Origin of the sequence: Streptomyces sp. PA03-5A, assembly GCF_033792725.1 — a bacterium.
In the GTDB taxonomy this organism is placed as follows: Bacteria; Actinomycetota; Actinomycetes; order Streptomycetales; family Streptomycetaceae; genus Actinacidiphila.
Genome location: NZ_JARAVL010000026.1, coordinates 45,277 through 63,060 on the forward strand (window position 1 = coordinate 45,277; position 17,784 = coordinate 63,060).

The window sequence follows — 17,784 nt, forward strand, 5'->3', positions numbered from 1 at the left end:
GCTGGGACGCCCGCCTTTTCCCAGGTCACACCGGTGTGACCGTTGTCCGCTTCCGCCTCTGCGAAGCACAGGCTCCGCGCCTTGGCGCGGCACGGATCAACAGGGCCCAGGGCCCTCCCAGGAGAGCAAGCATGAGCAACCCTTCCAGCGTGGCTTCGCCCATTCAGGAGCCGGCATCGATACAGGACTTGGTCGAAGGCGGGCCTTCCCCGCGGGGTGGCTGGTCTGCCGTCGTCTCCGTCGCGCTGATGTCCTTCGTCCTGGTGCTGTCGGAGTTCCTGCCGATCGGGCTGCTGCCCGTGATCTCCTCCAGCCTGGGTGTGTCCATCGGCACGGTCGGTCTGGTGGTGGTCGTGCCCGGTCTGACGGCCGCGGTGACGGCTCCCTTGGTCACCATGGCATCCGGACGGCTGGACCGGCGCAGGGTCCTGATCGCCCTCGCCCTGTTCATCGCCGCCTCCAACGCCCTGGCAGCCGTGGCCCCGAACATGGCCGTGATGGCGGCGGCGCGGGTGCTGCTCGGCGTCGGCGTCGGCGGATTCTGGGCCATGGGCGCCGGTGTCGCCGCCCGACTGGTGCCCGCCGAGGCCCTCCACCGGGCCACGTCACTGATCACCGCCGGAATCTCGGCCGGCACCGTGGTCAGCTTGCCGCTCGGCGCACTGGTGGGTCACCTTGCCGGGTGGCGGACCGCATTCGTCGTTGCAGCCGGTGCCGCTCTCCTCGCCCTGGCAACCCTGACGGTGCGGCTGCCCGCCCTGCCGCCCACCGGGGCAATCCGCCTGACCACGCTCACCTCCGCTCTGCGCAATCCCGCAGCCCGGATCGCCCTGCTGGCCACCGTGCTGATCTTTTTCGGGCACTTCGCCGCCTACACCTACGTGACCCCGTACCTGGAGGAGAAGGCGCACTTCGGGTCCTCCGCTGTGACGTCGGTCCTGCTGGCCTATGGTTTGGCGGGGCTGGTCGGCAACTTCGCCGCCGGAGCGATCATCGGCCGCCGTCTGCGTGCGGTGTACGTCGCCGCGACCGTTCTGGTCGCAGTCGCTGCCGCCCTCCTCAACGTCGCAGCAGGCACGGCACCCGCGGTGGTCGCGCTCGTCATGGTCTGGGGCGCGGCATTCGGTGCAGTACCGCTGGCGTTGCAGACGTGGATCCTGCGCGCTACTCCCGACGCGCCCGAAAGCGGCATGGCGCTCCTGGTCAGCGCGTGCCAAATCGCCCTGGCCGCAGGGTCGTTCATCGGCGGCATCGTCGTCGACGGATACGGCACATGGGCCGGCTTCGCCGTTGGCGGCACGCTCGCACTGCTGAGCACAGCCACCCAGATCCGCCCCCGCCTTCCGCTCGGCTGACCTGGACCGTGGCAGGTGTGGGGGCGTAGTGGCACCCGCCCCTTCCCCGCATCCGCTCCAGACGGCTATTCGCCTCCCTCCTGCGGACCCCACCTCGCTTCAAGGCCGCCCGCAGACGGGAGGCGCCCTACCACGCAGGGTCGGCGATGAGCGTGAGGCCGAGACTGTCGTAGCGGCGCAGATCATCTGGCGTCCACGCCCCCTACGCTGCAACAGGGCCTCGTCGCGGCGATGTAACCTTCATTGTTTCGTAGGGAGCGGGGTAGGCAAGCGGCCCCGCCAGCCGGGAGGAGGTCAAGGATGAGCGCGAACAGCAGAATGACGATCGCAACCCATGTGCTGACCTGGATGTCTCTGGACCGGAAGAACAATGAGGTCGCCACCTCGGAGCGCATCGCGGGGAGCGTCAACACCAACCCTGTAGTGATCCGCCGATGCCTAGGCGACCTCCGCAAGGCGGGATTGGTGGGGTCAAAAAGGGGCGCAGGGGCCGGCTGGATCTTGAAGCGGGAACCCGAAGAGATCACGCTGCTCGAGGTCTACCTCGCCGTGGAGGGCGAGGGCCCGTTCGCCATGCATCACACGCCGCCGAACGCCGACTGCCCTGTCGGCTTCGGAATCCAGCCAACCCTGCAGCAGGTGTACAGCAGCCTGGAGCAGCAGATGCAGCAACAGTTGGCTCGCACCACGATCGCTGACATGCTGCAAGGTGTCCTCGCTCAGCGGGAACCGAGCGCCTACTCCCTCTGAACCTCGAACTCAGACGGCCCCCGGTCCGCATGGGCGCCAACCTTCGCGTGTGAACAGGAAGCACTGGGGCGCTGCCGGAGCATCGCGAGGGCGCGTTCTTCATCACGCTGAACATGCTGAGAGTCGGCTCCTCGCGAGCCGCAGTTGTATGGTCCAGCCGCTCCAAGCGGACCACGGCCGCCGCGACCGCATGCCGGAGGCTCGGACAACTGCGATCAGGGAACGCCGCCGGACACCGTCCACCGCGCACCGCTCGACACCGTTCGGGACCCTCCGGGATCGCCGAAAGCTTCGCCCCTCCGCTCGACCGAGCCAGAGCCGTCCACGAGCAGTTACTTGACCATGCAGTCCATAACTGGTGCAATGGACCTGCGACCTCGCGGCACGCGACTGAACCGAGCAACTACGGACCCTGCCCGTCGGTCAAGCGTCCGCCCGGGGCGACCCAAACGAAAGCGCGCCACCCATGATGAGTGCCCGCGAGCTGCTGCTCGCCTACACAGCCAACATCGCAGATCCGGAGATCGCCTCGTCCCTTTTCGCTGAGGACGGCGTCCTGGAGCTTCCCTACCTGGAGTCGCTTGGCATCCCGACCGGAGGGACTGGCCCGGAGGCCATTCGCGAGTTCATCACCGCACTGCTGCAGGTCGTCCCGGACTTCGGCTTCGACACGGTGGACATCATCATCGAAACCGAAGACCAGGTCTTCGGAGAGTGGTCGGTGGAGCGGACCACGGTCACGGGCCGCCCCTTCAGCCAGACCTACGCCGGACGACTGGTGGCTGAGAACGGGAAGATCACGCTCCTTCGCGAGTCGTTGTACGTGATCCGGGCTGCGCGCGCGATGCTGCCGAACGGAGTTGCCGACATCCCCGCCTGACGCGTCCCTGAGCTTTGTGCGGTGGGGTCGCCCGCCGTTCAGCCCTGCTGACACTGTTTGCGCACGTCGCACCGGCCATGTGCCAGGACCACCTCAGTCCGCCGTGTGTCGAGCCTGCACCCCGAAGCGTGGCCGGGGCGATCACTCACCTGCGCTCCCCTGATTTTCTGGACGTCCAGGCTTATCCTTACATCCACTTCGCCAGTGAGCGCTTCGTGCACCGCAACGGCAACAAGTGGACGCTGCAGGGTTCTTTGACCATGCACGGCACCACCCGCTCAGTCGGCCTCGACACGACCTACCTGGGCGCAGTCAACGGCGGATACGGAACGGAGCTGCGCTGCGCCGCCTTGGCAACCGCCGAGCTGCACAGGGAGGACTTCACGCTGAATTGGCGATCGATGCTCGCACGTGGCATCGCGATCGTCGGCCCGCGCATCAAATTGGAGATCGACGTGCAGGCCATGTACGACGTTCCCAACATTCCCACCCCACCCGAGTAGTTCCGTGATGGCGTGCCGACGCGACGGTGTGCGGTTCCGCCGCGTGGAGAGCCAGAACGACGCGAAGGCCGGAGTGGGCGAGGCCGGCAGGACCACGCGAACCGCAAGACCTCCGCCGACGTCCATGGCTACGTCCACTACCAGCCCGGCACCTCGTCCTCCCGATCCACGACGGAACCTGACCAGCCTTGCCGCCGAGCAGCAGAAGCAGCTCTCACCATGCGGTGATCAGACAGAGACGTGAGAGGCCCTGTCAGACGATGAGTAGCAGTACAAGCACTCCGACGGACCACACGTCCACGGTCGGATCGGTCGGCGTACCGACCCGCCGCAACACCGAACTGGCCTTGCTGGTTTTCGCAGTTGCCATTCCGGTGTTCGCCTACACCAACGTGGGTCTCGCCATCCACGCCCAGATGCCCACAGGGCTGCTGGGTTATGGTCTGGGCCTCGGCCTGCTGGCCGCCGTAGCCCACCTCGTCGTACGAAAATTCGCTCCGTACGCGGACCCGCTGCTGCTGCCGGTGGCCACGCTGCTGAATGGGCTCGGTCTCGTCGTCATCTGGCGCCTCGACCAGTCCAAGCTCCTCCAGTCGATCAAGCAGGCAGGAACCGCGGCGCCCCGCCAACTGATGTACACCGCGCTCGGCATCGTTCTCTTCGCGGTCGTGCTGGTCTTCCTCAAGGACCATCGCGTCCTGCAGCGTTACACCTACATCTGCATGGCTGGCGCGCTGGTGCTGCTGCTCCTGCCTCTGGTCCCCGGCCTCGGAGCCAACATCTACGGCGCCAGGATCTGGATCCACGTCGGCAGCTTTTCCATCCAGCCCGGTGAGTTCGCGAAGATCATCCTGGCGATCTTCTTCGCCGGCTATCTGATGGTGAAGCGGGACACACTCGCCCTGGCCAGCCGCCGCTTCATGGGCCTATACCTGCCACGCGGCCGCGACCTGGGCCCGATCCTGGCCGTCTGGTTCCTCTCGATCCTCATCCTGGTGTTCGAGACCGACCTCGGTACGTCGCTGCTGTTCTTCGGAATGTTCGTCATCATGCTGTACGTCGCCACCGAGCGGACAAGCTGGATCGTCTTCAGTCTGCTGATGTCGGTGGCGGGCGCCGTCGGCGTGTCCACCTTCGAATCCCACGTCCAGCAGCGTGTTCAGGCCTGGCTCGACCCGATGCGTGAATACAAGCTCAGCCAGTCGGGCGCTCCGGGCCACTCGGAACAGGCGATGCAGGCCCTATGGGCGTTCGGCTCTGGCGGCACCCTCGGCACCGGCCTCGGCCAGGGCCACTCCGAACTGATCCGGTTCGCCGCCAACTCGGACTTCATCCTCGCGACGTTCGGCGAGGAAATGGGCCTCGCCGGCACGATGGCGATACTGGTGCTCTACGGCCTGATCGTCGAGCGCGGCGTCCGCACGGCCCTCGCCGCCCGTGACCCGTTCGGCAAACTCCTCGCTGTCGGCCTCTCCGGCGCGTTCGCGCTTCAGGTCTTCGTGGTTGCCGGCGGTGTGATGGGCCTCATCCCGCTGACCGGCATGACGATGCCGTTCCTTGCGTTCGGCGGTTCCTCCGTCATCGCCAACTGGGTGCTTATCGGAATCCTGATCCGCATCAGTGATGCCGCGCGCAGGCCCCTGCAGCCGCTGGGGAGCATGGCTGTAGCGACTCGGACCCGAGCGCCTGAACCACCGCGCGCGGTGAGTCGTGAAGCTTCCCTTTGAACGTGGACACATGGAAATGGGACCTGAGGAACTGCGGCGAGCACCCCGCGCGCGGCCAGCCGGTCGGCGGCTTCGTGGATCTCCTGGGCTGAGAGGTAGCTGACCGGCATGAGCATCAGGCTGAGGACGAAGTTGCCGGGCGATGACTCTTCGGGCCGGAGCATGTCGGCCTCTGCCAGCGTCAGTGCCAGAAGGATGGCGATCTCATCCGGGGTACCGCACAGGTCCCGCAAGACTTCGGGGTGCTACGACAGGACCGGGGTGTCCGCACGGCCAGGGTCCCACTCCATCAACACACGGTCCTCTTCGGGCGGCAGGATACGGCGCGGCGGAAGCGGTTGCAGGGACAGGTGGGCGGCATGGATGCGGTCGCTGTGCAGCTGGCAGCGACCAGCGCGATCAGGTGCGCATTTCTGCCCGGGTGCGGCGCGGCACCTCGGGCAGGTGCGCGCTCGGGCGCGTGCACGCACGGCTGGCGGCACGGCTCGGCCCATCTTGTCCCTTTCACCGTTTCGGTTCCTGCGGTCGGCTAGCTCAACGAGAGGACCGCGGTGGAGGGCACAGGAGGCGGGAACATCCGTCGATCGCCTGGGTCGGGTATGCAGCACTTGCGTCACACCAGGCGCGTGATCTGAGCCCAAATCGGCAGCTTTGCCACTGTTAATCGCGAACGATTGAGGCAGACCCCCGTAACACCTCGGTTGGGCTGACGTCTTCACGTCGATCTGGGCTGACTCCAGGACGGCCTCCGTGTCATTCATCGAGACCGCCGATTTTCGCCGGGCTATTCCGTGGTGTGCTCTCCTCGGCGGCTTGGAGCTGTCGACCGCCGCAGGCAGCCGGAAGGCCGGTCCACGGCCGGCGCCGCCGACTGGGCCCGATACGTCCGGTGGTGCACCGCGCCCCCATCGATCGGGTTGTCTAGCGGAGGTGTGGGCCGTCATCCCGTGCCGGCGGTAGTTTGTTCAGGAACGCCAGGTCCGCGATTGTTGGGAGTGGCGTGACGGTCAGTTCGATTCCGTGTCTCGGCGGTGTCTGGGTCACTCAGGCCACTATTGCTCGCGAAGATCCATCCACTGTGGGGTAGCACCGTGCCCATGGAGCTGGCGGTGTCGGGGAGGACGTATGCGTCTTCGCCGAACACCCAGTGGGCAAGGTTCATCAGCGCCCTCGAGTTGTACGCGGAGCTCGGGATGAACTTCAGCCCTGCTCCGCCAGCGTAGTCACGGTAGTTCTTGACGAGCATCTTGTAGATGAGGTCCTTGTAGCGATCGGCTGCGGGGGCACCAGCGATGAGGGCAGTGGTGGCGAACGCCCCGGGTGTCGTCCACCCGTTCCGCGACCCACGGCAATGCGGCCCCTGCCGTGCACAGGTGGCGTCCGCCGCTCGACGCCGGTCAGCCGGCGGTCGGTGTCTGTTCCACGTCGACGACCTTCACCGACCTGTTACCGGAGACCTTGCCGTTTGTGATCTCCGCCTCTGGCGGGACCGTGTTGCCGGTGTGGACCTTGCCGACGCCGAGCTTGTTGGCCGTCACGCCCGTCCCCCCGAGGTTGTCGCCGTCCTTGTCCAGCCACAGCACGCAGCAGGGCAGCCGCACGGCGCGCTCGATGGCGTCGGGCAGCACGGACTTGCCTTCTGGGGCGATGAGAGTGTGCCCGGGGAGCGCGGCCCGCGTCGCCCCGTGCGCGGCTCGGGTCTCCCGGCGCCGGACTCTGGCACAACTGGCCGGCCGCGGTATCCGGGTTTTCCCGCAGTTTCCCGATCGCATGTCTGGGGGTGTCCCGCAGTCTCGCCCGGGAGGCGCTCGGTGACCGCGGCTGGGCTTTACGTTGGCAGGGTACGGGCTTCCCGGCGTCGCGCGATGCGTGGACGCGTTGCGCAGGTCCCGGGAACGCAATGGCTCCCTGGCAATTTGCGAGGGCATCGTGATCCAAGCATTCCGCACTGACATCAAACCGCCCGACGAGCGGACCGAGTACTGGGCAGACGCCGTGGGCCAGGCATTCATCCAGATGGAGGTCCGTAGCCTGGGAGAGGCCATGATCCATGGCGCCATTCGACGGGCATGCGTGGCGGGCGTCCAAGCCGGCGTCATCGAGACAAGCCCGCAACGGCTGGCCCGGACCGCGCCGCTCATCGCCGCGGACGGCGACGAGTCGCTGGTGGTGAGCCTGCAACGAACCGGTGCCGGCGTCGCGCGTCAGGACGGCCAGGAGACCCCGGTCGCCGCCGGCGAGTTCGTCATCCTCGACACCCGCAGGCCCTACGCCGTCGAGTTCACCGGCCCGGTACGACGGCACCTCGTCACAGTCCCGCGCGAGATGCTGGATCTCCCCGACTCGGCACTGCGCCTGGCCACCGGCCGGACCTACTCAACCGGCCAAGGCATCAGTGGAATCCTCGCGTCGTACGTGAACGGACTCGTCACGATGACGGATCACTGCATCTACGCGCCGACTCCGAAGGACTACCTCAGACGGGGGATCGTCGACGTGCTGACGGCACTGGTCGCCCTGCAGGGCAACATCAAGGACGAAACGGCCACGCCTGCGGCGGAGGTGGACCTGTTGCGACGCCTGCGCAGCTACGTTCGCGCCCACCTGCAAGACCCCGCACTCTGCCCGGCCTCACTCGCGGCCGCACACCACATCTCCGTTCGCTACCTGTACCAGCTCTTCCAGGACGAGCCCATGACCGTCGGCCGTTGGATCCAGCGCCTCAGGCTCGAGGCATGCCGAACGGACCTCGTATCCCCGGAACTCGCGGGGCAGACCGTGGCGGCCGTCGCACACCGCTGGGGCTTCGCCAGCCACGCGCACTTCAGCCGCACCTTCCGTTCGGTCTACGGCGTGTCTCCCATGGAGTGGCGGCAGACCGGCGTCCTGCAGACTGATCCTTTGCAGGCCTTCGATCTCCCCTCTCACCAACACGGCGGGTGATCGGTGCTGCCGTACCGATCCGCGCCACGCGATGCGGGCGCATGCGTGGATCAGGCAGGCTCGTCCTGCGGCCTTCGCCTTGGATGGCCCGGCGCAGCCCGGGGTCGGCTTGCCCGAACTGGTCGACGACATGCGCGCTGGACTTGGTGGCGAAGGAGGCGGCCCGGTGCCGCCTGAGCTGGTTGATCGCTCGCTCGACGGTGTTGCGCTTCCTGTACCGGACGTCGCCGAAGCCGGGTGGCCGTCCGCCCAGCCCTTGCTCAGGCGGGCGGCCACGGTCTTCTCGGGGATGGTGTGCGGGATACGGCGACGACGCAAACACGCGCGGATGGGTCCGTTGCTGCAAGCCTTGTCCGCTGCGAGGCTGTCGGACTTCTTGCGGGTCAAGGCCGGCCCGAACCGAGGGAGCAGGGGCGGGCAGCTGCAGCCGTCGGCGCTCAGGTGGAGCTTGCTGGTGAACCTGCCCCGGGAGCGGCCCGGGCCCTCAGCGGCGGCCCGCCGGTGTACCGCAAGGCCAAACAGAAATAAAGATGCACAATGCAATAAAATCTGCGAAATGGGTCACTGCCGCAGTACCACGGAAAATGTGCCCACTACGCAGGCTCCGCGACCTGTTCAGGAGGAAGTCCGCATGGCAGTTCGACTCGACGCCGCGTCGTTGGCTCCTGGTCATCGTGCGGACGCGATCCGTGAATTCTCGTGGTCCATCAACGGCCGCGTAGAGGTGGACCTCCCGCCGAATCCGCATCGCCAGCGGGCCTATGCGACCACCAACGCGCTGGGGTCGGTGAAAGTCTCGGAGATCGGCTGGAACGTGGCCCGCCTCCTGTGCGCCGCTGCCCCGGTGGACGAGGATATGGTGCCGCACGTTCTCGTCCATCTCCAGGAGGCGGGGGCCTCCGATGTCCGCCAAGGGGGTAGGCACGCACTGAGAAGGGCTGGGGATCTCACGGTGCTCGACAATGCCAAGCCCTATGAGGTCCTTTTCCACGGCTCAACAGATTCGGTTCTCGTGCGCGTGCCCACGCATGTCCTGGGGCTGCGGCCGTCCTTGCTCGACCAGATCACCGCCGTGCCACTCAGTTCGGAGCGCCCGGTCGTGGGTGCCACAGCAGCATTCTTTACCCGGCTGGCCCGCCATCAGGCCGCGGCCGGCGAAGCTGAGACCGCCCTGTTCACGGAGCCCAGTGTCGACCTGATCAGGGCTGTGGTCACCGTGGCCCTGGACCGGGACGATCTGGCCAGAGCGCCTTTGAACAGCACACTTCTTGTGCGCGTTCAGGAATACGTCCGCCTGCATCTGGCAGACCCCGACCTGACCGCCGAACGTATCGCCGCCGAGCACGACGTTTCCGTACGCTGGCTCTACGTGACCCTGTCCCGAGCGGGCATCACCCTCAGTGAATGGATCAGGACGCAGCGCCTCGAGGAGTGCAAGAAAGAACTGGCCTCGCCAGTGCATCAGTTCATGACGATCGAGGCCATCGCCCACCGGTGGGGGTTCGCCAGCGCGGCCCACTTCAGTCGCGTTTTCAAGACCACGTACGGTGTGAGCCCCCGCGAGTTGCGGTTGCAACACACGGCGGGGAGAGCCGACTCTCACCAGCCTGACTGACGCCGGGCCCCGTGCCGGGCTTCAGTGACCCAGGGGGTTCCAACGCTAGTAGTGCATGGTCAGGTCGGCTGAGTCTGTGCGTGTCCTTGTGGGTTGGTTGGGCGTTGGGAAGGTGTGAGTCCGGACGAAGTTGCTGTGGTGCGTGATGAGTTGGAGGCGTTTGCGGCGGAGGTGTTCGAGCCGTTCGCGCGCAAGGATCAGCGCCGGTGGGGGCAGGTGTATCTGCGTGGTCTGATGACTGACGTGCGACGCAGGTCGGTCGAGCCGATGGCCGCCGGGCTGGGAGAGGACGGCAATCGGCAGGCGCTGGCCCATTTCATCACCACCAGCCCGTGGGATCCGGCTCATATCCGGGCTCGTCTGGCGTGGAAGATGGAATCGGTGATCCGGCCCACTGTGCTGGTCTTTGACGACACTGGTTTCCTGAAGGACGGAAACGCCTCAGCGTGTGTGTCGCGGCAGTACACCGGGACTGCTGGCAAGGTCACCAACTGTCAGGTGGGCGTCTCGCTCCATCTGGCCCGTGACCATGCCTCGGCGGCCGTGAACTGGCGGCTGTTCCTGCCCCCGTCCTGGGATCCCTCCTCGCCGAAAGCGGACCCGGACAAGGTCGCACGCCGCACCGCGTGCGGCATTCCCGAGGACGTCGGGCATGTGGAGAAGTGGCAGCTCGCCATGGACATGGCCGATGAGACCCGCTCCTGGGGGATCGATGTGCCATTGGCGATCGCGGACGCCGGATACGGCGACGCGGCGGCCTTCCGGCTCGGCCTGAACGCGCGGGGCATGCAGTACGTGGTGGGAATCTCCAGCACCATGTCGGCCCAGCCCGGCGATGAGGCACCGACTACTCCAGGTTCGTCGTCTTGCGGATCCGGCCCGCCGGACGTGAGATCCGGCAGGCCACCGACGATGTCGAGCTGCCGGCGTGCTGGCTGCTGGCCGAGTGGCCCGCGGGCGAGAAGGAGCCGGTCCAGTTCTGGCTGTCCGACCTGCCCGAGGACACCGCGCTGACCACTTTGGTCCGTCTCGCCAAGCTCCGCTGACGGATCGAGCACGACTACCGGGAGATGAAGCAGGCCCTGGGCTTGGCCCATTTCGAGGGCCGGACCTGGAACGGCTGGCACCACCACGTCACCCTCGTCTCCGTCGCCCATGCGTCCTGCACCCTGCAGCGACTGGGGCGGGCCCCAAAAGACGCGGCGTCGGCCTAAGTCTCTACCAGGTCGTCCGTGACCTGCAGATCCTCCTCGCTACCTGGACCGGCGCCTGCCCAACCTGCCACCGCGACATACCCAACGCAATACCGACATGACCAAGCGCTACTAGGGCGGCGTCGTGCGTGACCGAGATCCGAATCTCGCGCTCCGACAGCCGAGATGGCTGCGCAGCACCCCCTGGCGGCGGCCTCCTGCGCTCACTCCCGGTGGCACGGCGAGGCGCCGACCTGCGATGTCGATATGCAGCCCCGGCGCAGAGAGTCGGTGGCCCTGCTGCGGATGTACCGGAGGGGTCACGTCTGGGGGAGTTGTTCTTCTACGGGATGCAGATCGGGACGCCCGGCCTGCCGGCCGGAAACTATGTCCCCTTCGGGATGCACCGCCAACGACCCGAAGGGCCGCTCAACATCCTCCAGGCCGACCGGGAGCCGGGCCCGTCCGGCCTGCTGACGGTCCTGGAGGCGTGCGGTGCGATGCAGGTCTCCCTGACTCGCACAACTCCCTCGTCGGCCCGCGCCCACCACACCTTCGGTACCTCGGACCCGGCTGGTTTCGCGGCGATGGGCATCGTCGAGACCCTTGTCCACACTTACGACATCACAGCCGGCCTCGGCTTGGAGTTCACCGCCCCCGACGTCCTGTGCGCACTGGTCCTCGGAAGGCTCTTCCCGCATGTGGAGAGCGACGAAGAGCCGTGGCCGACGCTGCTGTGGGCGACCGGGCGGGGCGACCTCCCGGGGTGGGAGTACGTGGAGAAGTGGCGCTGGTACGGGGAGGTCTGTGAGGCGGAGTGAGGCTCCTCGCGCTCGGAACCACGGGGGTCGAGGAGCATCGCGCGTCAGCGAGGACTTCCGTGCCGAGCCTGCACCCGCGGGCCCCGACCGCGAGGGAAACCTTCCGGGCCGGGCATCCGTCGACGTGGCGCGTGGGTGACAGCCGGTCCGGCGCGGGGGAGCAGACCTGGACCCTGTGAGAAGCACTACCGATCATGGCTAGCGGGAGCTAGCATTGCTGCATGGCCAAGACACAGTTGAACGTCCGGCTGGACGAGGACACCGTGGAGGCGGCCCGCCAAGCGGCGGGCAACCGGCACATGTCCCTCCAGGAGTACATCGAGCACCTGGTGAAGTCCGACACCGATCCCGTCCGGAAGGCGTTCCTCGCGTCCGCGGCGAACGTGATCGAGGAGTTCGGGGACCTCATCGAGGAGCGCGTGCGTGAACCTCGCGGTTGACCTCGGCTGGATCCTGAGCGTTGCGAGTCAGGCGGGGGAGGACGATCCGGCCCCCGACGACTTCGGCGTGCCCCTGTCGGCGGTGGAGCGCCACAAGGCCCAGTTGTTCGACCGGGACGTCTACGACGGGGCGGTGGCACGGGCGGCAGCGCTGGCGCACTCTCTGGGGCGCCTGCGGTGGCTGGAGCGGTCGAACATGACGGTCGCCGTGGCGGTGACCGTGGCGTATCTGCAGGCCGCCGGCCGCGAGGTGAAACCGACCTGGGACGAGGTGCGGGCTTTGGTCGACGAGTTGCGCGACGAGGCGTGCACCGTGCAGAGCGTGGCGGCGCTGCTGCGGGCGTGGCCCGCCTGAGGCAGTGCCGAGGAGGACCGCGGCCCAGAGAGGGCTGCGGTCCTCTGTGCGAGGCGACCGTGTGACGGAGGCCTCGCAGGGGTACGGGTGGGCCGGTCCCCGACAACCCACCGGAGAGACCGAGATGGCATGAGCCCTCCACCCGCAGGGTCGCCACCGGCAACGCTCCACGGGGCCGGGCAGGTGCTCATCCGTGACCGGGAGGCTGTGTGCCGCCCAGTACCTGGGCGAGGAAGGCCCGGGCGGTCGGGTTGAGCGGGCGGTCGTCGGGTTCGGCCAGGCCGGCGTGGTAGACGGGGCGGTGCTGCTCCACGGGAAGGAAGCGGACCCCGGGAACGCCCTCGGTGACGGACTCGGGTACGAAGGTGAGACCGAGGCCGTGGCGGACGAGGTCGAGTGCCGTGGGGATGTCGTCGATCTCGAAGGTGGTCCTGCGCGGCGGCAGTCCCGCGCGGGTGAAGGCGCAGTCGACGGCGGAGCGGATGCCCCACCCGGCCGGGAAGTCGATCACTTCGTATGCCGTCGCGTCGGCGAGTTCGGCGCTCGTGCGGTCGGCCAGCGGATGGTCGGTGGCACAGGCGAGAGCGAGGTGCTCGGTGCCGAGCGCGTGCAGGCGCAACCCCGCCAGCGGGCGGCCGGCGGTCATGAGGACGGCCAGGTCGAGGACTCCGTTGCGCAGGTCTTCGGCGTGGGAGCTCGAGCCACGGTTCCCGGGGCCGCGCAGGTGTATCTCCACGGCGGGGTGCGCCTTGTGGAACGCGCTGAGCGCGCTGAGGATGCGTTTCGGGGTGAGGCCGTACAGGATCCCGAGTTCCAGGGTTCCGCTCAGGCCGGCCCGGGCTTCGTCGACCGCCTGCCGGGCCGTGCGCACCGCGCCGATGATGCGCTGGGCCTGGGGCAGCAACGTCTTTCCGGCCGCGGTCAGTTCGACGCGCTGGGTGGTGCGTTCGAACAGCGCCGCACCCAGATCCTTCTCCAGGGCGCGGATCGACGCGGAGACGCCGGACTGCACCAGGTTCAGCCGCTCGGCGGCCCGGGTGAAGCTCCGCTCCTCGGCGACCGCGATGAAGTGCTGAAGCCGGCGAATCTCCATGGACGGTCCTTCCCGGTTCTTTCAAGGTTTTTCAGCACGGTTCTTGCTGAACCCAGCAAAGTTTAATGTTGGACAAGCGCGGCGGCCGGTAGAAGTCGGCCAACACCCGGGCCCTGCCGTGGCCCGAGCCGGCACCCCGTCGAACACGGGGTGCCGGCCGTGGAGCGTGGCGGCCCATGCCGCGGCTGGGATGCGGCGGCTCGGTTACGGCCTCAGCACGGACGAGCGTTCGCTCGCCGTATGCGCATGATGGTTCGGTCCGTCTCAGGCCGTCGCGGAGCGGTCAGTGCCGGGACGGGGCGACGCAGCGGAAGCTGGAGGCCCTGTCCGGGTCGCCGTGGCCGTCGTAGCGGGAGAGTGCCGGGTAGCGGCACAGGTCACGGCTGACCTCCTGCCCGGCGGAGTCGACCAGGGTGGCGGGCAGCGTCTTGGGGGCCTTGCCGTGCTCGACCCAGGTCCTCAGCGCACCGAGGTCGTCGATCGTGCCGTCGCCCGAGTTGAGGCCGCAGTGGACCGTCGCCGGGGCGAGGAAGAGGCGGTAGAAGTCGTCGACCTTCTTGGCGCCGTCCATCGTCCACTCGACGTCCTCGCGGTACGCGACCGTGCCCTGGGCCGGGATGAACTGGTCGGCCTGGCCGTGCCAGCTCAGGAGCTTGCCGCCGGAGTCACGGAAGGCGGACAGGTCGGGGTCGTCGGTGCCGATGACCTTGTCGTACTCGGCCTCGGACTGCCGGAACAGCCGGGTGAACCGTTCGTACGTGATCGTCGACACGTCGAACGACGGCTGCTTCTTCACCCATGTGGTGACCCAGAACTCGGGCACGGGGAACGGAGCGCCCTTGACGTCGCCGCTCGCGTCGGGGCCGGTGACGCCGGCCAGGGCCGACAGGTCGGCCCCGACCGGGACGCCGGGCCACAGCTTCTTGCCCGACGGGGTGCGGGGGCCGTCCCATATCTTGCGGACCACGGCCGCGTCGGCGGCCGTGAGGGTCAGCTCCTCGCCGGCGCAGACGACCTTGGTGCCGATCAACCGACGCGGGTCGAAGTCACACCGGGCCGGGTCGTTGACCAGGCCGTCCTTGAGGCCGTCGCGCGGGTCGCACGCCTTCACGGCGGCGTCGGTGAAGGCCTTGAACTCGCAGGCCGTCGGATAGGTCTTCTCGTTGTTCATGACGACTTGCGGCCACAGGGTGGCGACCTCGAACTCGTCCCAGTTGACGGCGGGCGCCTTGGCGAGGATGCCGTCGTAGTCGTCGGGGTAGCGCTGGGCCTCCATGTAGCCCTGGCGTCCGCCGGTGGAGCAGCCGTTGAAGTACGCGTAGGCGGCGCGCTTGCCGTAGACGTCGTCGACGACTTGCTTCCCGACGACCGCCGCCTCGTGCTGGGAACGGGAGGCGAAGTTCTTGAGCAGCGCGGTGTCGACCTGCCCGTCGTCGTTCAGCGCCCAGTTGACGTCGAGGACGTCGCCGACGCCCGCGTCGGTGGTCGTCACGGCGTAACCGTTCTTGACCGCGGTGGCCATCCCGGTGCCGTTGTCCCCGGCCGCGTACGCACTGCCGCCGAGGGCCTGGAAGCGGCCGTTCCAGTTGGTGACGGGCAGCCAGGTCCGCACCTCGGCGTGGTCGTTGTCGCCGGGGTGGGTCAGGGTGACCGTCACCTCGCAGTAAGCGGGCACGCCGGTGACCGTGCCGCCCAGGAGTCCGTTTCCGTGAACGGTGCCGCCCTCCTTGCGGGCCGCTGTCACGGACTCCGCTTCGGTGCCGGCCGGGGCCTTCACGGACGGCGTCGCGCAGGTCGGCGCCACGGAACCGGAGCCGTTCCCGGGCTCGGCGGACGCGGTCGGCAGGTAGACCGCTGCGGCCAGTGGCACGCAGGCGGCGAGGACGGCCAGAGCTCGTTTCATGGGTTTCCGTTCAAGTAGGTCGGCGTGCGCGGGAGGTGGCAGCGCATGGGGAGGGCGGGGGAGTGATGCCCGGTTCGGCGAAGCCCGAGACAGACCGTATCACCGGTTAAGCAGGTGACGGAATGAGGCGTGACGCGAACGGAGGCGGTGAAGGCTGGCGTTGGCGACGGAGGTCGTCGACAAGGTGTGCCTGTCGGGGGCGCTGGTGGCGCAACGGCGCGACGGTCCCGGAGCTCCGGCGCCGGTCAGCCGTCGCTCCCCTTCGTTGCCAAGACCTGCGGGCGCCGCTAGGCAGTCGAACGCTGTTTCAGCGCCTGCGGCGGCTGGGCCCGACCCCGGCCAGCCTCGCGGCCTGCCGCCGTCACGGGCTGGCTCAGGGGGTGAGCGGCGCCGTTGCCCTTCCGGCGGCCTCGTTTACCGCGCGCCGGCCGGCATTCCGTGTCACCCTCGCGGTTCGCCTTGGTGGCGTAGCGTCAGAATTTGTTCTGCGGATTTCAGTTCGTGGCGGCGAGTGCGGACAGGATGTCCTTGGTGGTGCCCGTTTCGGAGATGCGCGGATAGATCCTGGCGATGGTGTGGTCGTGCGCGACGCCGTCGGTGTCGGTCACGGCGTCGAGCGCGACCGTGACGTTGTAGCCCTGCTCGTGGGCGTCGCGGGCTGTGGACTCCACGCCGCTGCTGGTGGCGATGCCGGTGATGACGACCTGCGTCACGGCCCGCGCGCGCAGCCACTCATCCAGGCCGGTCTTGGTGAAGGCGCTGCGTGCGTGCTTGGTCACGAAGTGGTCGCCCGCGCCGGCGTCGAGCTCGGGGGCGAGTTCGGTCCACTCCGGGGTCGGGGTGGGGAAGCGCGCGCCGAGGTCGTTGCGTCCGGCAGGGCCGCCGGCGACGTTCACCAGGACGACGGGCAGGCCGCGGTGACGGAATTCCGCGAGCAGTTCGGCGTTCCGGGCGAGTACGTCGGCGGCCGGGTGCGCGAGGGGCAGTCCGAGGATGCCCTTCTGGAGGTCGACGACGATCAGGGCGGGCTTCGGGTCAAGGGTGGTGACAGGCATGTCTCTCCTTGGTGGGGTGCTTGGCCTGCGGGCGTTTCGCGGAGGCCGGGCTCCTGCGGGGAGGTCGTTGGCCACGCGCGTGCGCACCGGTCGTCCTTCGCGGGCCGTCCGGCGCGCAGGCCCTGCCGTGAACGGTTGGAGTGTCCTCGGGGTTCTGGGGCCGACCGCGGGGCGATGGGGCCCGTGAGGCTTGCGCTACCGATCTTGATCTGTCACTCGACTGTAGCACTTATGGAATGAGGTTCCACCCCTGTGGGACATCCGCGGTTGGGTTGCGGCGTGGATGCGTAAGTGTGGCGTGCGCCGCTTGCGGGCCCGCCCACTGGCTCCGCGCGGCCCGTCGGGCCGGGGCCGCCGTGTCGACGTGGTTGCGCAGCGAGCCGCTCGTGGACCGGCGGGCTTCGGCCACCCCGGCCTGGCGCGTCCGCGCGGAATCGCCGGCCGCGGATTCGCGGGAGCCGCCGGTGTGTCAGGACGCTCCGAGGCCGTGCAGCAGGGTGTCGACGACGACGTCCGCCGCCTGCGCGGGGCTCAGGTCGGGCAGTTGCCGGGCGACCAGGTGCATGAGCTGGGGCAGCAGCGCATTCGTCCATCCCTCTGCGAGACCGGGGCGCAACAGGCCTTCGCTGGTGGCGCGTTCGAGGAAGGCGTCGACCTCGCGGACCGAGGCCTCGCGGCGCGCGTGGACGCTGTCGTCGGTGAGCATGCGGGCGAGGTCGACGGGCCAGGTGCGGTTGACGGCGATGATGTTCTCGACGTAGCGGTGCAGGGCGACGGCTACGGGCGCCTCGCGCAGCCGGGCGTCCTCGATGGCGTGCTCGATGGCCGTGAGGCGGGCTTCGTAGATGGCCGCGAGGAGTTCGTCGCGGGACGTGAAGCGGCGGTAGACCGTGCGCCGGTCCACGCCCGCCTCGGTGGCGATGCTCGCGATGCTCACGCCCGGGTCGGCGGCGAGCATGCGCGCCCCGGTGGTCAGGACGGTTTCCAGATTGCGTGCTGCGTCGGCTCTCACCGGAACGAGTCTAACGGCCGAGTGTGAAACCTATGACATCTAACGCCTCTCAGACGTAGAGGCCTTCGCTGTAAGTGCTACATTAATGTGGCAGATGGCATTGGTAATGCCATCGCGATGGGCCCCATCGGTCAACGGC

General features: G+C 68.2%; 14 protein-coding genes and 2 pseudogenes. 11 read left to right on the forward strand and 5 right to left on the reverse strand.

Annotated elements, in window-relative coordinates; all coding sequences use genetic code 11:
- Positions 1 to 35: 35 nt before the first annotated feature.
- From PV410_RS29100 to PV410_RS29120, 5 genes and pseudogenes are all read left to right on the forward strand, one after another.
- Entirely contained in the window at positions 36 to 1,355 is a 1,320-nt protein-coding gene (locus tag PV410_RS29100) for an MFS transporter (protein WP_500328736.1), read from the forward strand.
- A gap of 300 nt (positions 1,356 to 1,655) precedes the next feature.
- A complete protein-coding gene (locus PV410_RS29105) occupies positions 1,656 to 2,105 on the forward strand; it encodes an Rrf2 family transcriptional regulator (RefSeq protein WP_500328737.1) in 450 nt (149 codons plus the stop codon).
- Between the two features lie 466 nt (positions 2,106 to 2,571).
- A complete protein-coding gene (locus PV410_RS29110) occupies positions 2,572 to 2,985 on the forward strand; it encodes a nuclear transport factor 2 family protein (RefSeq protein WP_500328738.1) in 414 nt (137 codons plus the stop codon).
- A 146-nt stretch (positions 2,986 to 3,131) separates the two neighbouring features.
- Positions 3,132 to 3,488 (forward strand): annotated as a pseudogene (locus PV410_RS29115) (YceI family protein); the annotation flags it as partial.
- A 260-nt stretch (positions 3,489 to 3,748) separates the two neighbouring features.
- The gene (locus tag PV410_RS29120; protein WP_500328739.1) at positions 3,749 to 5,215 is read left to right on the forward strand and encodes an FtsW/RodA/SpoVE family cell cycle protein; all 1,467 of its coding nucleotides are present in this window, start codon (positions 3,749 to 3,751) and stop codon (positions 5,213 to 5,215) included.
- A 1,397-nt stretch (positions 5,216 to 6,612) separates the two neighbouring features.
- Here PV410_RS29120 and PV410_RS29125 read toward each other — a convergent pair.
- Positions 6,613 to 6,843 (reverse strand): hypothetical protein, encoded by a 231-nt coding sequence (locus PV410_RS29125; RefSeq protein ID WP_500328740.1) that lies wholly within the window; start codon positions 6,841 to 6,843, stop codon positions 6,613 to 6,615.
- Positions 6,844 to 7,144: 301 nt separating this feature from the next.
- On the opposite strand from PV410_RS29125, the gene PV410_RS29130 reads away from it, so the two are divergent.
- The 6 genes and pseudogenes from PV410_RS29130 to PV410_RS29155 all read left to right on the forward strand — a co-directional run bounded on the left by PV410_RS29130 (position 7,145) and on the right by PV410_RS29155 (position 12,582).
- Positions 7,145 to 8,158: a helix-turn-helix domain-containing protein gene (locus PV410_RS29130; protein WP_500328741.1), complete on the forward strand. Its 1,014-nt coding sequence runs from the start codon at positions 7,145 to 7,147 to the stop codon at positions 8,156 to 8,158.
- A 631-nt stretch (positions 8,159 to 8,789) separates the two neighbouring features.
- Positions 8,790 to 9,773 carry a helix-turn-helix domain-containing protein gene (locus PV410_RS29135; protein WP_500328742.1) on the forward strand — a complete coding sequence of 328 codons (984 nt, stop codon included), beginning with the start codon at positions 8,790 to 8,792 and terminating at the stop codon, positions 9,771 to 9,773.
- Positions 9,774 to 9,887: 114 nt separating this feature from the next.
- Positions 9,888 to 10,987: pseudogene (locus tag PV410_RS29140) on the forward strand (IS701 family transposase).
- Positions 10,988 to 11,367: 380 nt separating this feature from the next.
- Positions 11,368 to 11,787 carry a hypothetical protein gene (locus PV410_RS29145; protein ID WP_500328743.1) on the forward strand — a complete coding sequence of 140 codons (420 nt, stop codon included), beginning with the start codon at positions 11,368 to 11,370 and terminating at the stop codon, positions 11,785 to 11,787.
- Positions 11,788 to 12,008: 221 nt separating this feature from the next.
- Positions 12,009 to 12,227: a DUF6364 family protein gene (locus PV410_RS29150; RefSeq protein ID WP_018559404.1), complete on the forward strand. Its 219-nt coding sequence runs from the start codon at positions 12,009 to 12,011 to the stop codon at positions 12,225 to 12,227.
- On the forward strand, positions 12,211 to 12,582 hold the full coding sequence (locus PV410_RS29155; protein WP_500328744.1) for a fic family toxin-antitoxin system, toxin component: 372 nt from the start codon (positions 12,211 to 12,213) through the stop codon (positions 12,580 to 12,582). The genes PV410_RS29150 and PV410_RS29155 overlap by 17 nt, the downstream gene beginning before the upstream one ends.
- A gap of 187 nt (positions 12,583 to 12,769) precedes the next feature.
- On the opposite strand, the gene PV410_RS29160 is transcribed toward PV410_RS29155, so the two are convergent.
- The 4 genes from PV410_RS29160 to PV410_RS29175 all read right to left on the reverse strand — a co-directional run bounded on the left by PV410_RS29160 (position 12,770) and on the right by PV410_RS29175 (position 17,591).
- Positions 12,770 to 13,675, reverse strand: a complete 906-nt coding sequence (locus PV410_RS29160) for a LysR family transcriptional regulator (protein ID WP_500328745.1) — start codon at positions 13,673 to 13,675, stop codon at positions 12,770 to 12,772.
- A gap of 283 nt (positions 13,676 to 13,958) precedes the next feature.
- A complete protein-coding gene (locus PV410_RS29165) occupies positions 13,959 to 15,578 on the reverse strand; it encodes a tannase/feruloyl esterase family alpha/beta hydrolase (protein ID WP_500328746.1) in 1,620 nt (539 codons plus the stop codon).
- Positions 15,579 to 16,072: 494 nt separating this feature from the next.
- Positions 16,073 to 16,633: a cysteine hydrolase family protein gene (locus tag PV410_RS29170; protein WP_500328747.1), complete on the reverse strand. Its 561-nt coding sequence runs from the start codon at positions 16,631 to 16,633 to the stop codon at positions 16,073 to 16,075.
- 469 nt (positions 16,634 to 17,102) lie between these two features.
- Positions 17,103 to 17,591, reverse strand: coding sequence for a TetR/AcrR family transcriptional regulator (locus PV410_RS29175; protein ID WP_500328799.1), 489 nt, complete (start codon positions 17,589 to 17,591; stop codon positions 17,103 to 17,105).
- Positions 17,592 to 17,784 lie beyond the last annotated feature (193 nt).

Excerpts from the sequence above, each read along its gene's own strand:
- PV410_RS29105 (WP_500328737.1), top strand. The coding sequence starts at position 1,656 with ATGAGCGCGAACAGCAGAATGACGATCGCAACCCATGTGCTGACCTGG.
- PV410_RS29110 (WP_500328738.1), top strand. The coding sequence starts at position 2,572 with ATGATGAGTGCCCGCGAGCTGCTGCTCGCCTACACAGCCAACATCGCA.
- PV410_RS29120 (WP_500328739.1), top strand. The coding sequence starts at position 3,749 with ATGAGTAGCAGTACAAGCACTCCGACGGACCACACGTCCACGGTCGGA.
- PV410_RS29135 (WP_500328742.1), top strand. The coding sequence starts at position 8,790 with ATGGCAGTTCGACTCGACGCCGCGTCGTTGGCTCCTGGTCATCGTGCG.
- PV410_RS29145 (WP_500328743.1), top strand. The coding sequence starts at position 11,368 with ATGCACCGCCAACGACCCGAAGGGCCGCTCAACATCCTCCAGGCCGAC.
- PV410_RS29150 (WP_018559404.1), top strand. The coding sequence starts at position 12,009 with ATGGCCAAGACACAGTTGAACGTCCGGCTGGACGAGGACACCGTGGAG.
- PV410_RS29160 (WP_500328745.1), bottom strand. The coding sequence starts at position 13,675 with ATGGAGATTCGCCGGCTTCAGCACTTCATCGCGGTCGCCGAGGAGCGG.
- PV410_RS29165 (WP_500328746.1), bottom strand. The coding sequence starts at position 15,578 with ATGAAACGAGCTCTGGCCGTCCTCGCCGCCTGCGTGCCACTGGCCGCA.
- PV410_RS29170 (WP_500328747.1), bottom strand. The coding sequence starts at position 16,633 with ATGCCTGTCACCACCCTTGACCCGAAGCCCGCCCTGATCGTCGTCGAC.
- PV410_RS29175 (WP_500328799.1), bottom strand. The coding sequence starts at position 17,591 with ATGCTCGCCGCCGACCCGGGCGTGAGCATCGCGAGCATCGCCACCGAG.